Here is a 22868-nt window from a genome sequence, read left to right as displayed (position 1 = left end):
TGAAAAAGCGAATGGAAGGTCACCCCGCCATTCGCTGATCTGATGCACTTACCCCGCAGCCCGTGTCTTTGCCGGGCCCAGGCTGCGGCGGTGCGAATTCTGTGGCGACGACAGGGCGAATGCAATCACCGGTCGGCGCCTTCTACGAGGTTTCCAACAAATGCGAACCGCTCCCGCCGCGGCCAACGAAGTGCTGCGGGCGCTCAGGGCCTGTCGGGCCGGGCTTGGCAACGTTGCGCTGTTCACCGTGGTGATCAACGTGCTGATGCTGGCGCCGGCGCTGTACATGCTGCAGGTCTACGACCGGGTCCTGTCGTCGCGCAACGAGATGACCCTGCTGATGCTCAGCCTCATGGTGCTCGGGGTGTTCGCCTTCATGGGGCTGCTGGAGTGGCTGCGCAGCCAGGTGGTGATCCGCCTGGGCACGCGCATGGACATGGACCTCAATCCACGGGTGTTCGAGGCCGCCTATGAGGCCAGCCTGGCCGGGCACAAGGGCGCCGCGGGGCAGATGCTCGCCGACCTGACCGCGCTGCGCCAGTTCGCCACCGGCCAGGCCCTGTTCGCGTTCTTCGACGCGCCGTGGTTCCCGGTGTACTTGCTGGTGATGTTCATGTTCAGCCCATGGCTCGGCCTGATGGCACTGCTGGGGGCGGTGCTGCTGACGCTGCTGGCCTGGGTCAACGAGCGCCTGACCCAGGCGCCGTTCGCCGAGGCCGGGCAGTTGTCGCAGCAGGCCGGTCTGGAAGCCAGCGCCAACCTGCGCAACGCCGAGGTGATCGAGGCCATGGGCATGCTGGCGCCGGTGCGCCAGCGCTGGGCGCGCCTGCACCATGGCTTCCTGGCCCGGCAGAACCTGGGCAGCGAGCGTACCGCGGCGGTCACCGCATTGACCAAGACCGTGCGCCTGGCCCTGCAGTCGCTGGTGCTCGGCCTGGGCGCATGGCTGGCCATCGAGCAATTGATCACGCCGGGGATGATGATCGCCGGTTCCATCCTCATGGCCCGGGTACTGGCACCGATCGACCAGTTGATCGGTGCCTGGCGCCAATGGAGTGGTGCGCGCCTGGCCTATCAGCGCCTCAGCGAGCTGCTGCAGGCCCAGCCGCCGTGTCCGGCGGGCATGCCGTTGCCGGCGCCGCTTGGCAAGCTGACGCTTGAGCAGGTGGGGGCGACGCAGCCGGGTAGCAGCCGTCTGTGCCTGAACAACCTGGGCTTCGAACTGCCGGCGGGGGAGTCACTGGGGATCATCGGTCCGTCCGGCTCGGGCAAGTCGACCCTGGCGCGGCTGCTGGTCGGCGCCGTTGCCCCGGCGAGCGGCAAGGTTCGCCTGGATGGCGCGGACCTGAAGGTCTGGGACCGTGGCGCACTGGGTCAGCATATCGGCTACCTGCCCCAGGACGTGCAGCTGTTCGCCGGCAGCATCGCCGACAACATCGCCCGGCTCGGCCCGGTGGATGCCCAGCAGGTGGTGGCTGCGGCGCAGCTGGCGGGGGTGCACGACATGATCCTCAAGCTGCCGGGAGGCTATGACACGCAGCTGGGGGAGGGCGGGCTGGGTCTGTCCGGCGGCCAGCGCCAGCGCATCGGCCTGGCGCGGGCGTTGTATGGGCTGCCGGCGCTGATCGTGCTCGACGAGCCCAACTCCAATCTCGATGAGGCCGGGGAGCAGGCGTTGGTCGAGGCCATTGCCAGGCTGCGCGAGCACAAGCGCACGTTGATCCTGATCACCCACAAGTCCTCGCTGCTGGCCGGCCTGGACAACCTGCTGATGCTCAAGGGCGGCCAGTTGCAGGCTTTCGGCCCCACCGCCCGGGTGCTGCAGGACGCACAGCGGGCCGCCCGGCCGGCTCCCGCCCCCGTCGCGCCATCCTCCACACGCAACCCTATCGGCCTGAGCGTCACCTTCGGCCAGCCAAGAGCCTGACACCATGAGCGTACACGCCCTCTCCACGCAAAAGACCGAGGCGAGCCTGCTCAGCCTCGACGAACACCGCCCGGGCCGGGTGGGCCGCTGGCTGGTGCTGGCAGGTTTCGGCGGTTTCCTCCTGTGGGCCGCGCTGGCGCCGCTGGACAAAGGCGTGCCGGTCAGCGGCAGCGTGATGGTCGCCGGTAGCCGACAGGCCGTGCAGCACCCCACGGGCGGGGTGATCGAGCAGTTGCTGGTGCGTGACGGCGACACGGTGAGCGCCGGCCAGGTCGTGCTGCGCATGGACCCGACCCAGGCCCAGGCACAGGTCGGTTCGCTGCGGGTGCAGTACGTCAACGCCCGCGCCGCCGAGGCGCGCCTGCTGGCCGAGCGCGATGGCAGGGCTTCGATCGAGTTCCCCCAAGGTCTGCGTGACCAGGCTGCCAGCGCCTGGGTGGCCACGGTGCTGGAGAGCCAGCGGCAACTGCGCAGCAGCCGCGCCCAGGCGCTGGAGATGGAACTCGGTGGCCTGCGCGAGAGCATCGCCGGTGCCGAAGCCTCGTTGCAGGGCCTGCAAGGCTCGCTGGCCAGCAAACAGGCCCAGCGTGACGCGCTGGACGAGCAACTGCGCGGCCTGCGCCAACTGGCTCGGGATGGCTACATCGCCCGCAATCGCCTGCTCGACAGCGAACGTCTGCTGGCCCAGGTCAACGGCTCGATCGCCGAGGATTTCGGCAGCATCGGCCGCACCCGGCGTCAGGTGCTGGAACTCAAGCTGCGCATCGGCCAGCGCCAGCAGGAGTACCAGAACGAGGTGCGCCAGCAGCTCGCCGAACTGCAGGCCAGCGCCGAGGACCTGGACAACCGCCTGCGCAGCGCCGAATTCGAGCTGGCCCATACCCAGGTGCGGGCGCCCGTGGCCGGCACGGTGGTCGGCCTCAGCGTGTTCACCAACGGCGGGGTCATCGCCAGGGGCCAGCAACTGATGGAGATCGTGCCGCGCGATGCGCCGCTGCTGGTCGACGCCCGCGCCTCGGTGGACATGGTCGACCGCCTGCGCCCAGGGCTGCCGGTGGAACTGATGTTCGTCGCTTTCAACCAGAGCACCACGCCGCGGGTGGATGGCGAGGTCACGTTGGTTTCGGCCGACCGCCTGCTCGACGAAAAGACCCAGCAGCCCTACTACCAGGTGCGCATCAAGGTCAGCGAGCAGGGCCTCGGGCAATTGGCCGGCCTGGATATCCGCCCGGGCATGCCGGTGGAGGCCTTCGTGCGGACCGGCGAGCGCTCGATGCTCAACTACCTGTTCAAGCCACTGGCCGACCGGGTGCATGTCGCCCTGGCCGAGGAATAAAAGGATGTCAGTGTTTTTGCGTGCCGTCTGCCCGCTGCTGTTGTTGACCAGCCTCTCGGCCCAGGCCCTGGACCTGGGCGATGCCTACGCCCTGGCGCTGCGCAATGATCCTACCTGGCAGGGTTCGATCGCCGAGCGTGAGGCCGGGCTCGAGAACCTGGCGATCGGTCGCGCCGGGCTGCTGCCGAGGCTGTCGTATCGCTACAACCGTGCCCGCAACGATTCCGAGGTGACCCAGCGCAGCCAGTTCGGCGATGTGACCACCCAGCGCGACTACCGCAGCTACAGTTCGACCCTGACCCTCGAGCAGCCGTTGTTCGACTATGCCGCCTGGAGCGATTACCGCCGTGGCGTGGCCCAGGTCGCCCTGGCCGACGAGCGCTATCGCGGCCGTGGCCAGGAGTTGATGGTGCGCCTGTTCGGCGCCTACAGCGAAGCGCTGTTCGCCAATGAACAGATCGCCCTGGCCCAGGCCCAGCGACGCACCTACGCCGAGCAACTGACCCTCAACGAGCGGCTGCTCAAGGGCGGCGAGGGCACTCGTACCGATGTACTGGAAACCCGCGCACGCTACGAGTTGGCCCAGGCCCAGGAGATCGAGGCCGGCGACAATCTCGATGCGGCGTTGCGCGCCTTGCAGGCAATCATCGGCGAACCGGTGGCGGTCGAGGACCTGGCGCCGATGACCGGCGATTTTCGCGTCCAGCCGCTCACTCCCACACGTTTCGAACCCTGGCGCGACCTGGCCGTCGCCCACAACGCCGAGCTGGCCAGCCAGCGCCACGGGCTCGAGGTCGCCGAGCAGAACATCGAGCGGCAGCGGGCCGGGCACCTGCCTTCGTTGAGTGCCTATGCCAGCAAGGGCATTTCCAGTTCCAGCTCCGAGAGCAGCTACAACCAGCGTTACGACACCGACAGCATCGGCGTGCAACTGAGCGTGCCGCTGTTTGCCGGGGGCGGTGTGCAGGCATCGGTGCGTCAGGCCCGGGCCCAGCGCGATGCCGCGGGTTTCGAGCTGGATGCACAGCTGCGCGACACGCTCAACCAGCTGCGTCGGCAGTTCAACCTGTGCGCCAGCGGCACGGCGAAGATCCGTGCCTACGACCTGGCGGTGAAGGCCGCCTCGGCCCTGGTGCAGGCCACGCGCAAGAGCGTGCGGGGAGGGGAGCGGGTCAACCTCGATGTGCTGGACGCCGAGCAGCAGCTGTTCGGTGCCCGGCGCGACCTGGCGCAGGCACGCCATGAGTACCTGCGGGCGTGGTTGCAGTTGCGCTATCTGGCGGGAGTGCTGGAGGCGGGGGACCTGAATGTGTTGAACCGGTACTTCGTGGCGCACGGCTAGGGCGACTCAGCGGATCGATCGTGGGAGCGGGCTTGCCCCGCGATGGCGTCCTGTCAGGAAGTGATGTTGTACCGACAGACCGGATCGCGGGGCAAGCCCGCTCCCACAGTGCCCGCATCCCACAGTGCCTGCTCGCGCACATGCTCGAGACGAAAAAAGGGAGCCGACGATGCGCGTCGGCTCCCCCTCGATGACCGTCCTGGTCAGCGATCAGTGTTCGGCAACCGCCTTGCGCCTGGGCGCCTCGTTGCCGTGCTCGTCCAGTTCCAGCACCGGAACTTCGTTGCCGTCAGCGTCGAACAGCTTGCCATCCTTGAAGTAGTCGCCATCGCGCAGGGCCGAGATGTCCGAGTACTGGATGGTGCGCTCGTAGGCCGCGGCGAACACCGACTGGTTCTCCGAGTTGCCGGTGGTGAAGTGGTTGAAGATCAGGTTCAGCAGGATGGCCATGATCGCCGCCGAGCTGATGCCGGAGTGGAAGATGGTTTCGAACCAGCTCGGGAAGTTGTGGTAGAAGGTCGGCGCCGCGATCGGGATCATGCCGAAGCCCAGCGAGGCGGCGACGATGATCAGGTTGACGTTGTTCTTGTAGTTGACCTTGGACAGGGTGCGGATGCCGCTGGCCGCCACGGTGCCGAACAGCACGATGCCCGCGCCGCCGAGGACCGGGGTCGGTACTGCGGCGATGACCCGGCCCATGATCGGCAGCAGGCCCAGCACCACCAGGATCACCCCGCCGGTGGCCACCACGTAGCGGCTCTTCACCCCGGTCACGGCCACCAGGCCGACGTTCTGGGCGAAGGCGCTCTGGGTGAACGAGCCGAAGATCGGCGCCAGGATGCTCGACGCCATGTCGGCGCGCAGGCCATTGCCCAGGCGCTTGGAGTCGACCTTGGTGTCGATGATCTCACCCACCGCGAGGATGTCCGCCGAGGTTTCTACCAGGGTCACCATGATCACGATGCACATCGACAGGATCGCGGCGATATGGAAGGTCGGCATGCCGAAGTGGAACGGCGTGGGGAAGGCGAAGATCGGGCCTTCGGTGACCTTGCTGAAATCGGTCATGCCCAGCGCCCAGGCAATCAGGGTGCCGGCGACCATGGCCAGGAGGATCGACAGGCGCGAGATGCTCGCACTGCCCAGCTTGCTCAGCAGCAGAACGATGGCGAAGGTCAGCCCGGCCAGGCCGATGTTGGCCACGCTGCCGAATTCCGGCGAGGCGCTGTTGCCGCCCATCACCCAGCGTGCGGCCACGGGCATCAGGGTCAGGCCGATGGTGGTGATGACGATGCCGGTGACCAGCGGCGGGAAGAACTTGGTGATGCGCGAGAACACCGGGGTGATCAGGAAACCGATCAGCGAAGCCGCCATCACCGCGCCCAGCACCGAAGGCAAGCCGCCACCGCTCTGGCTGCCGAGGATCGCGCCCATGGTCGCCACGCCGGCGAACGATACGCCCTGCACCAGTGGCAGCTGACAACCGAAGAACGGCAGGCCCAGGGTCTGCAGCAACGTCGCCAGGCCCCCGGCGAACAGCGAGGCGGCGATCAGCAGGCCGATTTCCGCCGGGGCCAGGCCGGCGGCCTGGCCGAGGATCAGGGGTACGGCGACGATCCCTCCATACATGGTCAGGACATGCTGCAGCCCGTAGGCCAGGTTGGCGCCAAGGCCGAGGTTTTCGTCCTCGGGGCGCGGGGCGGGAGACGTGCTGGGGGACGTGGTCATTGGAGCAGGCTCTCTGTTTATTGTTGTGCAGCTACTGTAGACAACTACCACAAAAAATTGCCACAAAAATTGTATACAAAGTTTTGATCGTAGCGACGGAACGGATGCGTCCAGGGTGCGTGAAACCTGGATGCAGGTTGCGTTCCAACATGCAGGAGGCTGTTCCAGAGGGGTGTGTACAAACAGGCTGGCGGGTGCAGGAAAGCTGTCTGGCTGGACAGGAAAGCCGTCACAGCCAGATAGATAGCAGGCTAAGAGATATCAATCTTCGATGAGTTCGCGCAGCTCGCGCATCATTTCGGTGCTGTCGGCCAGGTTCAGTTCCACAAGACGGTGCAGATGGGTCAGCGAATCGATGTCGATGTACAGGCAGACGAAGCCCAGGCGGGTCGGTTCTTCGTGGCGCAGTTCGACCTGCATCCTTACCTGGGTCGTCTTGTCGTTGAGGTGAATGACGGCATCGAAATCCTGGGTGAGATCGACTTCCCAATGCTGCGGGCGCTCGATCAGCAAACCCTTGAGCGACAGGTCGAGGAGCTTTGCTGGCCAGCGCCGCTCACCCTGGCGCAGTTCGGTAGGGGCATCGAAGGCGATGCGTTGGAAACGGCGGCGTTCGTCGTGGTCGCTCATGGTGAAGGCCCTCGGGGGTTCAACCTGACTATAGTTAATCCTGGCGTCGTATCAGGTACCGCAATCTGGCCGCAGAGGCTCTAGACCAAAGCAAGTGTGGCAATGCGCGATGACTCGCCCTAGACTCGATGGGCGGTCTTTCCAATCCACCAGCTGGAAGTAAACCATGAACAACAATAATAGCCTGCTACGCCACATTCCGTGGCTGGCGCTGGCAGTCATAGGGGCCTGCGCGCTGGGTGTGGTTGCCCTGCGTCGCGGTGAGGCGATCAACGCCTTGTGGATCGTGGTCGCGGCAGTGGCCCTCTACCTGGTCGCCTACCGTTACTACAGCCTGTTCATCGCCACCAAGGTGATGCAGCTCGACCCCCGCCGGGCCACGCCCGCGGTACTCAACAACGATGGCCTGGACTACGTCCCGACCAACAAGCACATTCTCTTCGGCCATCACTTCGCCGCCATCGCCGGCGCCGGCCCGCTCGTGGGCCCGGTCCTCGCCGCGCAGATGGGCTATCTGCCCGGCACGCTGTGGCTGATCGCCGGCGTGGTGCTGGCCGGCGCGGTGCAGGACTTCATGGTCCTGTTCCTCTCCACCCGCCGCAACGGCCGCTCGCTGGGCGACATGGTCCGCGAGGAAATGGGCCGCATCCCTGGCACCATCGCCCTGTTCGGCTGCTTCCTGATCATGATCATCATCCTCGCGGTGCTGGCGCTGATCGTGGTCAAGGCCCTGGCCGAGAGCCCGTGGGGCATGTTCACGGTGATGGCGACCATCCCGATCGCGATGTTCATGGGCATCTACATGCGCTACATCCGCCCGGGCCGCATCGGTGAGATCTCGGTCATCGGCGTGGTCCTGCTGCTGCTGTCGATCTGGCTGGGGGGCCAGATCGCCGCGGATCCGGTGTGGGGCCCGGCGTTCACCTTCACCGGCGTGCAGATCACCTGGATGCTGGTCGGCTACGGTTTCGTCGCCGCCGTGCTGCCGGTGTGGCTGGTGCTGGCGCCGCGTGACTACCTGTCGACCTTCCTCAAGATCGGCACCATCGTCGGTCTTGCCATTGGCATCCTGATCATCGCGCCCGAACTGAAAATGCCGGCGCTGACCCAGTTCACCGACGGCACGGGCCCGGTGTGGAAGGGCACCCTGTTCCCGTTCCTGTTCATCACCATCGCCTGCGGCGCGGTGTCCGGCTTCCACGCGCTGATCTCCTCGGGGACCACGCCCAAGCTGCTGGACAACGAAACCAACGCCCGCTACATCGGCTACGGCGGCATGCTGATGGAGTCGTTCGTCGCCATCATGGCCATGGTTGCCGCCTCGGTGATCGAGCCGGGCGTGTACTTCGCCATGAACAGCCCGGCCGCGGTGGTCGGTGCCGACGTCGTCTCGGTGGCGCAGACCGTCAGCAGCTGGGGCTTCATGATCACCCCCGAGCAGCTCGAGGCCACCGCCCGTGACATCGGCGAGCACACCATCCTGGCCCGTGCCGGCGGCGCGCCGACCCTGGCGGTCGGTATCGCGCAGATCCTTCACCAGGTGCTGCCGGGCGAGAACACCATGGCGTTCTGGTACCACTTCGCCATTCTGTTCGAGGCACTGTTCATCCTCACCGCCGTGGACGCCGGTACCCGCGCTGGGCGCTTCATGCTGCAGGACCTGCTGGGCAGCTTCGTGCCAGCGTTGAAACGCACCGAGTCGTGGACCGCCAACCTGATCGGCACCGCCGGTTGCGTGGCGCTGTGGGGCTACCTGCTGTACCAGGGCGTGATCGACCCGCTGGGTGGCATCAACACCCTGTGGCCGCTGTTCGGCATCTCCAACCAGATGCTCGCCGGCATCGCCCTGATGCTCGGCACCGTGGTGCTGATCAAGATGAAGCGCCAGCGCTACGTCTGGGTCACCCTGCTGCCGGCCGTGTGGCTGCTGATCTGCACCACCACCGCGGGCCTGATCAAGCTGTTCGACCCGAACCCGGCGGTCGGCTTCCTGGCCCTGGCCAAGAAGTACAGCACCGCGCTGGACGCCGGCCAGGTGCTGGCCCCGGCCAAGGACATCGGCCAGATGCAGCACGTGATCTTCAACGCCTACACCAACGCCGGCCTGACCGTGCTGTTCCTGGTGGTGGTGTTCAGCGTGCTGTTCTTCGCCGTCAAGGTCGGCCTCGCCGCCCTGGGTCGCAAGGAGCGCAGCGACAAGGAAACCCCTTTCCAGGCCCTGCCTGACGCTTGAGAGGACCGCCGCGATGTTCAACGACCTGGGTCGACTGGGTAAGTACCTGGGGCAGGCCGCCCGCCTGATGGTCGGCATGCCCGACTACGACAACTATGTCGAGCACATGCAGAAGAAGCACCCGGACAAGCCGGTGATGAGCTACGAGGAGTTCTTCCGCGAGCGCCAGGAAGCGCGCTATGGTGGCAAGTCCGGGCCCAAGTGCTGTTGAACCCGCGACACGCGTGAACCAGTGGGAGCCCGGGCAACCGGGCTCCCACTTTCATTTTCAGCTGCAGGAGACAACCGCGTGCAAACGCCGATTCCCGTTACCGTGCTGACCGGCTTCCTTGGCGCCGGCAAGACCACATTGCTCAAGCACATGCTCAAGGCCGAGCATGGCCTGAAGCTCGCCGTGATCGAGAACGAATTCAGCGAGGCCGGCATCGACAGCCAGCTGCTGGGCGATGAACCGGTGCAGGTCATGACCCTGGCCAACGGCTGCGTGTGCTGCAGCATCCATGGCGACCTGACCCGGGCCCTGTACCTGCTGCTCGAACGGCTGGATGCCGGTGAAATCGCCTTCGATCGCCTGGTCATCGAATGCACCGGCCTTGCCGACCCGGCGCCAGTGGCGCAGACCTTCTTCATCGATGAAGAGTTGCGCGAGCGCTATATCCTCGACGGCATCATCACCCTGGTCGACACCGCCCACGCCGAGCTGCACCTGACCCAGGCCATCGCCCAGGCCCAGGTCGGCTTCGCCGACCGCCTGCTGCTGAGCAAGACCGACCTGGTCGAGCCACAGGTGGTCGACGCCCTGCGCGAGCGCCTGGCGCGTATCAATGGCCGGGCGGCGATCCGCGTGGTCGAGCACGGCCGCATCGACCTGGCCGAACTACTCGATGTGCGCGGCTTCAACCTCAACCCGGACCTGGGCATCAGCCTCAAGCCCACTTTGCGCCCGCTGCTCAAGCCCGCTACCCCTGACCGTATCTCGACGTTGGTGCTGCGCACCGAAACGCCGTTGGACATCGATCGGCTCAGCGACTTCATGAACGAGCTGCTGGAAGAGCACGGCAAGCAACTGCTGCGCTACAAGGGTGTGCTGAACATTGCCGGCGAGGACCGCCGTCTGGTGTTCCAGGGGGTGCTGAAGCTGTACGGGTTCGACTGGGACGCCGATTGGAAGGAAGGCGAGATGCGCGAAAGCGTGATGGTGTTCATCGCCGATGAACTGCCGGAGGAGAAGATTCGAATAGGATTTGAGGCGTTGAGTCACGAGGGAGTCAGAAGTATCTGACTTGCTAATGCCGCCTTATGGCCAGCCCTTTGAAGGTCTTTGTTGCGCGAGGCTATTGACCGAGTGAGGGCTGCCAAGTGTTCGCCACAGCCCTTGCAGCGCCTATCAGATCGAGCGCCGCGCGGGCGGCGCTGATCTCATAGGCGCAGTAACCTTAGCGGCGAGCACTGCGCCTTATGGCGGCATTTTTTTAGAGCGAGTTGCCAACCAGGCGAGTGACGCCAACCCAGCGCATAACATAACCAGCACAGTGGGACTCGTGCCCACGGCGCTGGATATCAAGTTCGTCAGGGCAGCCAGCAGTTGGTGAACAAGAGCGATCAGTGCCATGGCAGGAGAAGCAGCTCCTGTTGACTGCCTGCTTGCCAGTGACAGACTCACTGGGTATGCCACTCCCTGAGCTACAAGCATCAGGCAATAGGGTAGCCAGATCGCGTAAGCCGAGTTTTTCAACAGTGATGATGCAATAAGCATGATGAGTGCGCCAAGTAACAGCAAAGCGCTCGAAAATCGAAGCATCGTTACTTCGTTGTGACCGGTTGCAAGGGTGCTTGCCAGACGAGTGCCGAGCAGATAGGCAATGCTGATTGGCCATCCCAATAGCCCATATTCCCATATGGACCAGTTGAAGGACTGCTGGAGAAGCAAGGGCGCTGTACTGCTAAATACGACGATGATGGAGTACCCAAAACCTCCAGCAAGCACAGGTAGAATGAAGCGTGGTTGCACAATGAGCTTATGGAGATGGGGACTCTCATCTGTTCGGCGCGGGAGAACTATGTGCTGAGCTGCAATATTCCAGCCTTTCAGTGTTGCCATGAGTACACAGGGCATCGCGATGAGCAGCATGGCCACTCGCCAGTTCGTGAGCGTAGCAATCATCGCCCCGATAAACTGGGAGGCCCCGAGTGAGAGTACGAAGCAAAGTGAAAGGCTGCTATATGCGCGTGTCAGATCCTTGCCATCATACTGTTCGACCAGCAACGCACGAGCGGCAACTGATATGCCGCCTGCCAGGGCTCCCTGAAGCAGGCGTAGAACAAGAAATGCCCAGGCAACGGGTGATACTGCGAGCAGAAATGTGCAACAGCCGTAGAGGAGTAGCGTCCAGGTCAGCATACGGCTTGAACCGAGAGTGACCCCCAACCGACCCCAAAGCATTACGCATGCCCCCATTCCTCCGAGAAACAGGCTCAGGCTGAGTGCGGCGAATTCATCTGTTGCATTCAGATCGTCAGCAATGGCCGGGAGCATGGGTAGGTAGAAGGTTATACCCGACTGGCACAACAGTACGGCTAAGCAACTGAAGTAGAGAATTCGCCGTTTGGTCATGGCTGAGTGTTCAGTAAATGTGCGATGGAAGGGTTGCCGATTAGGTACTCAGCGACATTCCGGCAGAAGCTCTCGATTTCACCAGGCTGCATATCTGCTCTGAGCGTAATGCGCAGTGCTGCAGCATTCTTGGGTACGACAGGAAAGAAGACGGCTGAGGTGAGGAACCCGTTGTTGGCCAGGAAGGTCGATGCAGCAATGGCATCTTCAGCCTCTCCAAGCGGTATTAGCCTGATGGGAGATGCTGATCCAGCATGAGGTGTGGGCAAAAGCCTGTCGAACAGTTCGATGTTGTTTCTCAACTCTTGCTGCAGCGTATTCAGTAGAGGGCTGGAGTGAAGTCGGGCGGAGGCCCGGCCTGCACCGATAGCTGCGGCATTGAGACTTTGGGACCAGTTGGTAGGACCGCCATATCTTTGTACAAGGCGTTTCTGTTGGGTATTTGCCAGCATGACCAGACCACCGCTTGCGGCAAATGCTTTCCCCAAGGACGCTACAATGATGACCCCTTCATCCAGCTCCTGTAGTTGCCCCCTGACAAAGCCCTGCCCAAAAACACCTACCGTAGAAAGGGCATGTGAGTCGTCAAAGTACAAGAACAAACCGTAGCGCTCCTTGAGGTACAGCAAGGCGTCCATGTGTGCCGTCCCGCCCATGCTGTAGTAGCCGTCTGTGACATAGGCAACTCTTCCATGTTGCCTGCAGATGCTCTCGAGTTGGTCCATATCGTTATGGGGAAGCGTCTGGACCTCGGTCTCGTCCGCACAAGCTGCTTTGATATGGTTCAGGGAGTAGTGGGCAAACTTGTCGAACACCATATGGGGCGACATTCCATCGGTGAAAATGCCTGCGGCAACAAGAGGCAGTACTCCAGAGCTTGCTGCGCTGCATGACAATGTGGCCAGAGATGCGCATCCAAACAGTTCGGATAGTTCAGCCTCATATTGGTCTAGCACTTGAAGCTGGCAGCGATTGCGCGAGTTGGCGATACGTAGGGTGCGCGAATTTTCCAGCTCTTCGATCGCCCCTTGGAGGATATCCGGGTGGTAGTCCAGCCCAAGATAGGAGGTCGTACAGAAGTGTTGCAGCGTCCTGCCGTGTTGGTCCTGAAGTAGATTTCTGGCAATGGGCTGCACCTGCAATCCGGAAAGATGCTTGGCATACGATGTCTGCCAGTCCGCCTCGGACTTTTGAATCATGCTCCTGTAATTGGTGAATCGATTTCGAGTGACTGCCATGTCAAACACTTCCTGCAATGGTTTGGAGCAAGCAGTGTGCATTGCAGGAAAGCGTCGGTATGTCCGAAGCCGGGTGTTTTGACCGAGGTAATTCTCCGAGAAGAGCGTCAGAGATACCTTGGTGTGTCGCGGAGAATTAAACAATCACGTTCAAGGTTTTGTAGGATATGCATGCGTCCACACAAGGCACAAAAAAGCCCGGCACATGGCCGGGCTTTTTCACATCAGGCGTCTGCCAATCAGTTGCCGTATACCGGCAGCTTCTTGCAGATGGCCTTGACCTTCTCACGCACGGCGTCGATTACCGCTTCGTTGTTCAGGTCAGCCAGGATGTCGCAGATCCAGCCAGCCAGTTCGCGGCACTCGGCTTCCTTGAAACCACGGGTGGTGACGGCCGGGGTGCCGAAACGCAGGCCCGAGGTGACGAACGGCGAACGTGGGTCGTTCGGGACCGAGTTCTTGTTGACGGTGATGAAGGCCTTGCCCAGGGCGGCGTCGGCGTCCTTACCGGAGATTTCCTGCTTGATCAGCGACAGCAGGAACAGGTGGTTCTGGGTGCCGCCGGAGACGACGTCGAAACCACGCTCGATGAACACTTCGGCCATGGCCTGGGCGTTCTTCACCACTTGCTGCTGGTAGGCCTTGAACTCAGGCTGCAGCGCTTCCTTGAAGCAGATCGCCTTGGCGGCGATGACGTGCTCCAGCGGGCCGCCCTGGGCGCCCGGGAAGACCGCGGAGTTCAGCTTCTTCTCGATGTCGGCGTTGGCGCGGGCCAGGATCAGGCCGCCACGTGGACCGCGCAGGGTCTTGTGGGTGGTGGTGGTGACCACGTCGGCGAACGGAACAGGGTTCGGGTACACGCCAGCGGCGACCAGGCCAGCCACGTGGGCCATGTCGACGAACAGGTAGGCACCAACCTTGTCGGCGATTTCACGGAAGCGTGGGAAGTCCAGGACCTGCGAGTAGGCGGAGAAGCCGGCGACGATCATCTTCGGCTTGTGCTCCAGGGCCAGTGCCTCGACTTCGTCGTAGTTGATCAGGCCGTTGGCGTCGATGCCGTACTGGATGGCGTTGTACAGCTTGCCCGAGGAGGAAACGCTGGCGCCGTGGGTCAGGTGACCGCCGTGGGCCAGGCTCATGCCCAGGATGGTGTCACCGGCCGACAGCAGGGCCAGGTAGACGGCAGCGTTGGCCTGGGAACCGGCGTGCGGCTGGACGTTGGCGTAGTCGGCGCCGAACAGCTCCTTGGCGCGGTCGATGGCCAGCTGCTCGACGACGTCGACGTACTCGCAACCACCGTAGTAACGCTTGCCTGGGTAGCCTTCGGCGTACTTGTTGGTCAGTACCGAACCCTGGGCCTCCATGACCGCCGGGCTGGTGTAGTTTTCCGAAGCGATCAGCTCGATATGCTCTTCCTGGCGCAGGGCTTCTTGCTGCATGGCTTCGAAGAGCTCGGCGTCGTACTTGGCAATGGTCAAATCACGGCTGAACATGGCGGTCCTCAAGGATCGGGCAGAATTGGGGGTGCATTCTAACCGATTGATTCGCCGCTGGCATATGAAGTGGCATCAAGTCGCGGACCAATGGGCTTCATGTTGCAACCCGCGCCGTTTCTGGGCTGGAGTTGACTTCGGGGTCCGGTTTTCCGGCGCTGCGCTGTCCCCCTGTAGGAGCGGCCTTGTGTCGCGAAAGGGCTGCGTAGCAGCCCCAGGATTTTGGCGTTGGCTCAAAGATCGCCGGGACCGCCTTGCGGTCCATTCGCGACACAAGGCCGCTCCTACAGGGACCGTGTGGCAGCACGGTCACTGAAACATGAACAGGGTTTCGTTGCTGAACTGCGCCTCGAACTGGTTGGCCGGCATCGGCCGGCCGAACAGGTAGCCCTGCACCTCGTCGCAGCCGTGCTCGCGCAGGAACTCCAGCTGCTCGTGGGTCTCCACGCCCTCGGCGATCACCGCCAGGTTGAGGCTGTGGGCCATGGCGATGATCGCCCGGGCGATCTGCGCGTCCTGCTCGCCCTCGGGCAGGCCGTCGACGAAGGTGCGGTCGATCTTGAGCACGTCGATGGGGAACTGCTTGAGGTAGTTGAGCGACGAGTAGCCGGTACCGAAGTCGTCGACCGCGATGCTCAGGCCGAGGTTCTTCAGGCTGTCGAGGATCTGCATGGCCTCGTTGACCTCGCGCATCAGGATGCTCTCGGTCAGCTCCAGCTCCAGGCAGGCCGGGGGCAATCCGGTTTCCTCGAGGATGGTGGCAATGCGCGTGCCCAGCTGGCCGTCGGAGAACTGCCGGGCGGAAATGTTCACCGACACCTTCGGCACCCGCACCTTCTCCTTGTGCCAGGCCTTGAGCTGGCGGCAGGCCTCGCGCAGTACCCAGTCGCCGACGTCGACCACCAGGCCCAGTTCCTCGATCACCGGGATGAAGTCGCCCGGCGGCACCAGGCCGCGGGTCGGGTGGCGCCAGCGCAGCAGCGCCTCGGCGCCGGTCAGGCGCTTGCCGTCGCCGCTGAACTGCGGCTGGTAGTAGAGGATGAACTCGTTCTGCTCCAGGGCATGGCGCAGGTCGCTTTCCAGCTCCAGGCGCTCCAGGGCGCTGGCGTTCATGTCGGTCTGGTAGAACTGGAAGTTGTTCTTGCCGCGCTCCTTGGCGTGGTACATCGCCGTGTCGGCGTTCTTCATCAGCTGGCTGAGCTCGCTGCCGTCCTGCGGGCTCAGGGCGATGCCGATACTGGCGGTGACGAAGAACTCGCGGTTTTCCAGGACGAACGGCGTGACCAGCCCCTCGAGGATGTTCTCGGCGACATGGATGGCCCGGTTGAGCGCCTGCTCGCGGCTGGCCTTGGGCTGCAGCAGCAGGGTGAACTCGTCGCCGCCCATGCGCGCCACGGTGTCGTCGTCGTCGACGCAGGCCAGCAGGCGCTCGGCCATGTCCTTGAGCATGCGGTCGCCCGCGGCATGGCCGAGGGAGTCGTTGATCGGCTTGAAACGATCGAGGTCGAGGAACATCAGCACCACCCAGGCCTTGTGCCGTTCGGCCTGTTGCAGGGCGGTGTACAGGCGGTCCTGGAACAGCGTGCGGTTGGGCAGGTGGGTCAGGGCGTCATAGTAGGCCAGGCGGTGGATGCGCTGTTCGCTGGCCTTGCGCTCGCTGATGTCGGTGAAGAAGCACACGTAGCTGGCCAGGTCGCCCTCGTCGTCGAGTACTGCGGTGATGCCCACCCACGCCGGGTAGTGCTCGCCGTTGCGGCGCTTGAGCCAGACCTCGCCTTCCCAGGTGCCGCGCTGGCTCAGCTGCTTGAGCACGTAGCCCAGCTGGGCGCTTTGTTGCTGTTCGACGGTGAGCATGCCGGGCAGCTGGTCGAGCACTTCGGCCACGGCATAGCCGCTGACCCGGCTGAAGGCTTCGTTGGCCTGGACGATGTAGCCGGCCGGGTCGGTGATGAGGATCGCCGAGGTGGAGTGTTCGAACACTGTCGCGGCCATGCGCAGGTCTTTCTCGGCCCGGCGCTGCTGGCTGATATCACGGCCCACGCCGAGCACGCCCTCGAAGCGCTCGTGTTCGTCCCACACCAGCACCAGGCGCAATTCGATGGGGATCTTGCGGCCGTCGGCGCGCAGGCAGTCGAACAGGAACAGCTGGGTGGGCAGGGTGCTGCGCAACTGAGCCAACTGCTCGCTGTCGCCCAGCACCTTGCTGACCCGCTCCAACAGGTTGTAGACGCCGCTGAGCTGGGCGGGGTTGGCGACGATCGACTGCCAGCCGTTGGCGAAGATCCAGTCGGCCTGGTAGCCCAGCACCGCCTGCACCGAGGGGCTGACGTAGTTCAGCTGCAGCTGGCTGTCGGTGGAGAAGATCACATCGCTGATGCTCTCGGCGAGCATGCGGTAGCGCTGCTCGCTGTCGCGCAGGGACTCGCTGGCCTCGATCTGCACGGTGACGTCCTTGCCCACGCCGATGATGCGGGTGACCAGGCCCTCGCTGTCGCGGGTCAGCACCTGCTCGCGGATGTCGTAGCAGCGCCAGCCGCCGTCACGGTGACGGAAGCGCAGCTGGCAGTGCAGCGACTCGCCGTAGCTGGTATCGCGCTGCTGCTGGCGCAGGGCGCGGTAGTGCTCGGCGTCGCCGGGGTGCAGGAGCATTTCCCAGAAGCGGTCGCCCATCTGCGCCAGCTCCACGCGGTCGTAGCCCAGGGTCTGGCCGAGGTGGCGGTTGCTGAAGATCATCCGCTGGCTGTTGACGTCCTGCACGTAGAGCTGGTCGGGCACCGTGCGCACCACGTCCGACCAGAAGCCTTCGCGTTCGAGCAGCGACAGTTCCACCTGCTTGCGGCTGGTGATGTCGCTGATGCTCAGGATCACCGCCTGGTAGTCGCGACGCTGCTGGGGCAGGCGGGCCATCAGCCACAGGTGCAGCTCACCGCCCAGCGGGGCGGGCAGGCGCACTTCCAGTTCAAGCTGCTGGCGCTCTTCGATCAGCGCGTCGATCAGTTGCATGCCGACACTGTCGCGGCTGTCGCCGCTGCCTTCGATCAGGCGCTGCCAGGCACCTTCGTGGCAGTCGACGTTGAGCAGCTGGCGGGCCACCTGGTTGATCTCGGTGATCTTCAGTTCCGCCAGCAGCGTGCGGCGCAGCCTGGTGTCCAACGCCAGGCTCTGCTTGAGCGCGGCGCGGTTGCGCAGGTGGTAACGGTCGAGCTGGCCGGGCAGGCTGGACAGGTCGAGCACGCACAGGGCCACGCCGGTGCCCTCGAAGATTTCCTGGTAGCGTCGGCGATCTTCCTGCAGGGCGCGCTGGCGGCGGCGCATGTTGATCAGCGCCAGCACCGGCAGCAGGGCGCAGAACAGCACCAGCACGCACTTGCCGATCAGTGCCGGCAGCAGTTTGTCACGGGCAAGGCCGGCGTCGAACAGGCCGCGCAGTTGCCAGGTGCTGTTGTCGATGAACGCGAGCATCACGCTCTGCAACGGCTCGTTGCTGGTCTGGCGGTGGCCGTGGTGCTGGATGATCTCGCCGCTGCGGCTGTTTTCCAGCAGCCACAGGGGATGGGTGGGGCCGTCCAGGTGGCGGGTCAGCTCCTGGTAGTAGTCCGGGCTCAGGCGCAGCAGCCAGTAGCCGCGGTCCTGCTCGGTCGGCTGGCGCAGCAGCAGGTACACCCGCTGGTTGTCGGCACCGTTGCCATAGAAGAAGCCGCGGCCCTGGTTCAGTTGCAGGAGGTCGTCAATCAACTGACGGTCCGGCGTGCCGTCGAGGCTGTCACTGCGCACCTGCCCGGTGGCGTCGAGCCAGGCGAGGTCGCGCAAGGCCGGCAGGCGCGCCTGCAAGGTGCTGATCAGGCTCGGCAGGGCGGCGGGCGCCGGTGGTTTGACGTAAGGTTGGACCAGGTTCAGCGATTGCTGGGCCTTGAGTGCCATGTTCAGGCTCAGGTGATCGGCCAGTTCGGCGCTGGTCGCCAGGCTGTGCTGACGCAAGTCGGCCTGGGTATGGCGGAACTGGGCGAACAGTTGCCACAACAGCAAGCCCAGCAAAACCAGGGCGAGCAGGGCCAGCGCCCCCTTGAGCGAGCCACGCAGGTGTGTGCCGGCCGAGTTGTCGGCAGGCCGCAGGGATGACGGTTGCGTGAGATTGGTCAAGCGTTGGGTCCTGCGATTTGGCTGGCGATGGCAGGGATTGCGTCCTCGCAGCATGCACGGCGCGTGCCGTGGTCGCTGGGCGCACTATATGACGCACACGAGAAGCCGACTAGCATGCCCGCAAACATGGCAAAGTGCCAGTCTGCTTGTCGGCGACCCGCCCGGCAGCCGGTCATGTCGGTTCGGCAAGCCCCTGCAACCTGTGCGAGAATGCCGCCCGCTTCATAGTCAACGCAACGGAGATGTACGGTTTTGGTTACCCACTATTCCACCAATGGCCTCGATTCCGCCTGTGGGCGCAGCAGTCAGACCCTGGTCAGCACTGCCGTGACCGAGGACGTATCCTGCAAGACCTGCCAGCGTTCGCTGGCCAAGCCGGACACGGCTGCCGCCAGTGCCAACAAGACGCCGTCGCTGGCCGAACTGCGCAAGCAGGCCAAGCCCGCGGTCGAGGCCGTCGCCCCGGCGCCTGCCAAGCCTGCTGCCGCGCCCGCCAAGGTCGCGAGCAAGCCCGCCGCCAAGGCTGCTGAAAAACCTGCCCGCAGCGGCGGCTTCAGCGTCAAGGCCGCCTGGGCCGCGCGCCTGGCCGAGCAATCGGACCGTTGCCGCCTGCCGCGTGGCAAGGTCAAGCAAGCGCACGTCTGAGCCTGCGTCACCTCGATCGCGGGTCAAGTCCGCTCCCACGCAACAACACCTCGGCGTGGGAGCGGGCTTGACCCGCGATAGCCGCCGAACGGCGCCGCCATCTACCCATCTGTGCAACGCCGCGAGTTGGCGTAGAATGGCCCACTTTGTTCAACGACACCCCGTAATCACATCCCCCTGGCCCATGCCGGGGCGCGTGTCTTTACCTATCTGATAGAGGGCTTGGTTTTGGCTCAATACGTCTACACCATGCATCGGCTGAGCAAGGTCGTGCCGCCGAAGCGGGAAATTCTCAAGAACATTTCCCTGTCGTTCTTCCCTGGCGCCAAGATCGGCGTGCTGGGCCTGAACGGCGCGGGTAAATCGACCCTGCTGCGGATCATGGCGGGCGTCGACAAGGAATTCGACGGCGAAGCCCGTCCGATGCCCGACATCAACGTCGGCTACCTGCCCCAGGAGCCGCAGCTGGATCCGACCAAGACCGTGCGTGAAGTGGTCGAGGAGGCGGTCAGCGTGATCAAGGACGCCCAGGCCCGCCTGGACGAGGTCTATGCCGCCTACGCCGACCCGGACGCCGACTTCGACAAGCTGGCCGCCGAGCAGGCCAAGCTCGAGGCCATCCTGCAGGCCGCCGACGGCCACAACCTGGAGCGTCAGCTGGACGTCGCCGCCGACGCCTTGCGCCTGCCGGCCTGGGACGCCAGGATCGAGCACCTGTCCGGTGGCGAGAAGCGCCGCGTGGCCCTGTGCCGCCTGCTGCTGTCGGCTCCCGACATGCTGCTGCTGGACGAACCGACCAACCACCTGGACGCCGACTCGGTGGCCTGGCTTGAGCGTTTCCTCCACGACTTCCCCGGCACCGTGGTGGCGATCACCCACGACCGTTACTTCCTCGACAACGTCGCCGGCTGGATCCTCGAACTGGACCGCGGCGCCGGCATCCCGTACGAAGGCAACTACTCGGGCTGGCTGGAAGCCAAGTCGGAGCGTCTGGCCCAGGAATCCAAGCAGCAGAGCGCCCACGAGAAGGCCATGAAAGAGGAACTGGAGTGGGTGCGCAAAGGCGCGAAAGCCCGCCAGTCCAAGTCCAAGGCCCGTCTGCAGCGCTTCGAAGAGATGCAGTCGCAGGAATTCCAGAAACGCAGCGAGACCAACGAGATCTACATCCCGGCCGGTCCACGCCTGGGCGACAAGGTCATCGAGTTCAAGAACGTCACCAAGGGCTACGGCGATCGCGTGCTGATCGACAACCTGTCGTTCGCCATGCCCAAGGGCGCCATCGTCGGCGTGATCGGCGGCAACGGTGCCGGTAAGTCGACCCTGTTCCGCATGCTGATGGGCAAGGAGCAACCGGACTCGGGCAGCATCGAGATCGGTGAAACCGTGCAGCTGGCCTGCGTCGACCAGAGCCGTGAGGACCTGGACGGCAGCAAGACCGTGTTCCAGCAGATCTCCGACGGTTCCGACCAGATCCGCATCGGCAGCTACGAGATCCCGTCGCGCACCTACGTCGGCCGCTTCAACTTCAAGGGCGGCGACCAGCAGAAGTTCGTCAAGGACCTCTCCGGTGGTGAGCGTGGCCGCCTGCACCTGGCCCTGACCCTGAAGGAGGGCGGCAACGTCCTGCTGCTCGACGAACCGTCCAACGACCTCGACGTCGAAACCCTGCGTTCCCTGGAAGAAGCCCTGCTGGACTTCCCCGGCGCCGCCATCGTGATTTCCCACGACCGTTGGTTCCTGGACCGTGTGGCCACTCACATCCTGGCATACGAGGACGACTCGAGCGTGGTGTTCTTCGAGGGCAACTACACCGAGTACGAAGCCGACCGCAAGAAGCGCCTGGGCGACGCCGCTGCCCAGCCGCACCGTGTGCGTCACAAGAAACTGGCACAGTAAGCCGGTTTTCGCCGCACCGTAATGGGGCCCTTCGGGGCCCCATTTTTGTGCCTGGAAGATGCTGTTTGTCGTTGTTCGCGTAGGAGCGGGCTTGCCCCGCGATGGCCCGCGTTCAGGCAATCGCGGGGCAAGCCCGCTCCTACGATCCAGTCATTGATTCTGTATACACTTATAGAAAATGCACCAAATAATTTCATAAAAACGACATCTCGCCCTGTTCCAGTGCGATTGGTTCTTGGTACATTCGGGAAAAAACCAAAAACAATCCCTCTTGGTGAGATGTCTACCATGATCGAATCTGTCGACGATTTCCTGGCCCGCCTGCAGCAGCGCGACCCGGCCCAGCCCGAATTCCACCAGGCCGTGGAAGAAGTGCTACGCAGCCTGTGGCCGTTCCTCGAACAAAACCCTCACTACCTCAAGGCCGGTATTCTCGAGCGCATGGTCGAGCCCGAGCGCGCCGTGCTGTTCCGCGTGTCGTGGGTCGATGACCAGGGCAAGGTCCAGGTCAACCGCGGCTACCGCATCCAGATGAGCAGCGCCATCGGCCCGTACAAGGGCGGCCTGCGCTTCCACCCGTCGGTGAACCTGGGCGTGCTCAAGTTCCTGGCCTTCGAGCAGGTGTTCAAGAACTCGCTGACCTCGCTGCCCATGGGCGGCGGCAAGGGTGGTTCGGACTTCGACCCGAAGGGCAAGAGCGACGCCGAAGTGATGCGCTTCTGCCAGGCGTTCATGAGCGAGCTGTACCGTCACATCGGTGCCGACCTTGACGTGCCGGCCGGTGACATTGGTGTCGGCGCCCGCGAGATCGGTTTCCTGTTCGGCCAGTACAAGCGCCTGGCCAACCAGTTCACCTCGGTGCTGACCGGCAAGGGCATGACCTACGGCGGCAGCCTGATCCGCCCGGAGGCCACCGGCTATGGTTGCGTGTACTTCGCCGAAGAGATGCTCAAGCGCCAGGACCAGCGCATCGATGGTCGCCGCGTGGCGATCTCCGGCTCCGGCAACGTCGCCCAGTACGCCGCGCGCAAGGTCATGGACCTGGGCGGCAAGGTGATCTCGCTGTCCGACTCCGAAGGCACCCTGTTCTGCGAAGCCGGCCTGAACGACGTGCAATGGGATGCGCTGATGGAACTGAAGAACGTCAAGCGCGGACGTCTCAGCGAGCTGGCCGGGCCGTTCGGCCTGGAGTTCCGCAAGGGCCAGACACCATGGTCCCTGTCGTGCGACATCGCCCTGCCGTGCGCCACCCAGAACGAACTGAACGCCGAGGACGCCCGTACCCTGCTGCGCAACGGCTGCATCTGCGTGGCCGAGGGGGCCAACATGCCGACCACCCTGGAGGCTGTGGATATCTTCATCGAGGCCGGCATCCTCTATGCGCCGGGCAAGGCTTCCAATGCCGGCGGCGTGGCCGTGTCGGGTCTGGAGATGTCGCAGAACGCCATGCGCCTGCTGTGGACCGCGGGCGAGGTGGACAGCAAGCTGCACCACATCATGCAGTCGATCCACCATGCGTGCGTGCATTATGGGGAAGAGGCTGATGGCAGCATCAACTATGTGAAAGGCGCCAACATCGCGGGCTTCGTGAAAGTCGCCGATGCCATGCTGGCGCAGGGCGTGGTCTGATCTCGGATCGCAGGGGG

At 64.1% G+C, this 22868-nt stretch carries 15 protein-coding genes; 9 read left to right on the top strand and 6 right to left on the bottom strand.

What is annotated here, in order from left to right:
- Positions 1–160 precede the first annotated feature (160 nt).
- Genes HU735_RS07400 through HU735_RS07390 form a run of 3 tightly spaced genes read left to right on the top strand, consistent with a single transcriptional unit; the run spans position 161 to position 4605 of the window.
- Entirely contained in the window at positions 161–1927 is a 1767-nt protein-coding gene (locus HU735_RS07400; RefSeq protein ID WP_186712975.1) for a type I secretion system permease/ATPase, read from the top strand.
- Positions 1928–1931: 4 nt separating this feature from the next.
- A complete protein-coding gene (locus HU735_RS07395; RefSeq protein WP_186712974.1) occupies positions 1932–3263 on the top strand; it encodes an HlyD family type I secretion periplasmic adaptor subunit in 1332 nt (443 codons plus the stop codon).
- A 4-nt stretch (positions 3264–3267) separates the two neighbouring features.
- Positions 3268–4605, top strand: a complete 1338-nt coding sequence (locus tag HU735_RS07390; protein ID WP_186712973.1) for a TolC family outer membrane protein — start codon at positions 3268–3270, stop codon at positions 4603–4605.
- Positions 4606–4815: 210 nt separating this feature from the next.
- Here the strand turns inward: HU735_RS07390 and HU735_RS07385 are convergent, their stop codons facing one another.
- Both HU735_RS07385 and HU735_RS07380 read right to left on the bottom strand, forming a co-directional pair.
- Positions 4816–6333 carry a nucleobase:cation symporter-2 family protein gene (locus HU735_RS07385; protein WP_050706911.1) on the bottom strand — a complete coding sequence of 506 codons (1518 nt, stop codon included), beginning with the start codon at positions 6331–6333 and terminating at the stop codon, positions 4816–4818.
- Between the two features lie 261 nt (positions 6334–6594).
- Positions 6595–6963: a PilZ domain-containing protein gene (locus HU735_RS07380; RefSeq protein WP_186712972.1), complete on the bottom strand. Its 369-nt coding sequence runs from the start codon at positions 6961–6963 to the stop codon at positions 6595–6597.
- A gap of 166 nt (positions 6964–7129) precedes the next feature.
- Here HU735_RS07380 and HU735_RS07375 point away from each other — a divergent pair, with 166 nt between their 5' ends.
- The 3 genes from HU735_RS07375 to yjiA all read left to right on the top strand — a co-directional run bounded on the left by HU735_RS07375 (position 7130) and on the right by yjiA (position 10478).
- On the top strand, positions 7130–9196 hold the full coding sequence (locus tag HU735_RS07375) for a carbon starvation CstA family protein (protein ID WP_050706910.1): 2067 nt from the start codon (positions 7130–7132) through the stop codon (positions 9194–9196).
- A 13-nt stretch (positions 9197–9209) separates the two neighbouring features.
- Positions 9210–9407, top strand: coding sequence for a YbdD/YjiX family protein (locus tag HU735_RS07370; RefSeq protein ID WP_186712971.1), 198 nt, complete (start codon positions 9210–9212; stop codon positions 9405–9407).
- A gap of 78 nt (positions 9408–9485) precedes the next feature.
- Complete coding sequence (gene yjiA, locus HU735_RS07365; protein ID WP_186712970.1) at positions 9486–10478, top strand: GTPase; 993 nt, start codon at positions 9486–9488, stop codon at positions 10476–10478.
- Positions 10479–10652: 174 nt separating this feature from the next.
- Here the strand turns inward: yjiA and HU735_RS07360 are convergent, their stop codons facing one another.
- The 4 genes from HU735_RS07360 to HU735_RS07345 all read right to left on the bottom strand — a co-directional run bounded on the left by HU735_RS07360 (position 10653) and on the right by HU735_RS07345 (position 18681).
- A complete protein-coding gene (locus tag HU735_RS07360; protein WP_186712969.1) occupies positions 10653–11810 on the bottom strand; it encodes an MFS transporter in 1158 nt (385 codons plus the stop codon).
- On the bottom strand, positions 11807–13048 hold the full coding sequence (locus HU735_RS07355) for an aminotransferase class I/II-fold pyridoxal phosphate-dependent enzyme (RefSeq protein WP_186712968.1): 1242 nt from the start codon (positions 13046–13048) through the stop codon (positions 11807–11809). The genes HU735_RS07360 and HU735_RS07355 overlap by 4 nt, the downstream gene beginning before the upstream one ends.
- Positions 13049–13287: 239 nt before the next feature.
- Positions 13288–14541: a serine hydroxymethyltransferase gene (gene glyA / locus HU735_RS07350; protein WP_028691350.1), complete on the bottom strand. Its 1254-nt coding sequence runs from the start codon at positions 14539–14541 to the stop codon at positions 13288–13290.
- A 309-nt stretch (positions 14542–14850) separates the two neighbouring features.
- Complete coding sequence (locus tag HU735_RS07345) at positions 14851–18681, bottom strand: GGDEF and EAL domain-containing protein (RefSeq protein ID WP_186712967.1); 3831 nt, start codon at positions 18679–18681, stop codon at positions 14851–14853.
- A gap of 252 nt (positions 18682–18933) precedes the next feature.
- Between HU735_RS07345 and HU735_RS07340 the strand changes: the two genes are divergently transcribed.
- From HU735_RS07340 to gdhA, 3 genes are all read left to right on the top strand, one after another.
- The gene (locus HU735_RS07340) at positions 18934–19326 is read left to right on the top strand and encodes a hypothetical protein (RefSeq protein WP_186712966.1); all 393 of its coding nucleotides are present in this window, start codon (positions 18934–18936) and stop codon (positions 19324–19326) included.
- A gap of 228 nt (positions 19327–19554) precedes the next feature.
- Positions 19555–21222 carry an energy-dependent translational throttle protein EttA gene (ettA, locus tag HU735_RS07335; RefSeq protein ID WP_050706900.1) on the top strand — a complete coding sequence of 556 codons (1668 nt, stop codon included), beginning with the start codon at positions 19555–19557 and terminating at the stop codon, positions 21220–21222.
- Between the two features lie 288 nt (positions 21223–21510).
- Positions 21511–22851: an NADP-specific glutamate dehydrogenase gene (gene gdhA / locus HU735_RS07330; protein WP_186712965.1), complete on the top strand. Its 1341-nt coding sequence runs from the start codon at positions 21511–21513 to the stop codon at positions 22849–22851.
- Positions 22852–22868: the final 17 nt, after the last annotated feature.

The organism is Pseudomonas sp. BW16M2 (assembly GCF_014268865.1).
Taxonomy (GTDB): Bacteria; Pseudomonadota; Gammaproteobacteria; order Pseudomonadales; family Pseudomonadaceae; genus Aquipseudomonas; species Aquipseudomonas peradeniyensis.
This window is presented reverse-complemented; position numbering and strand designations above follow the sequence as displayed.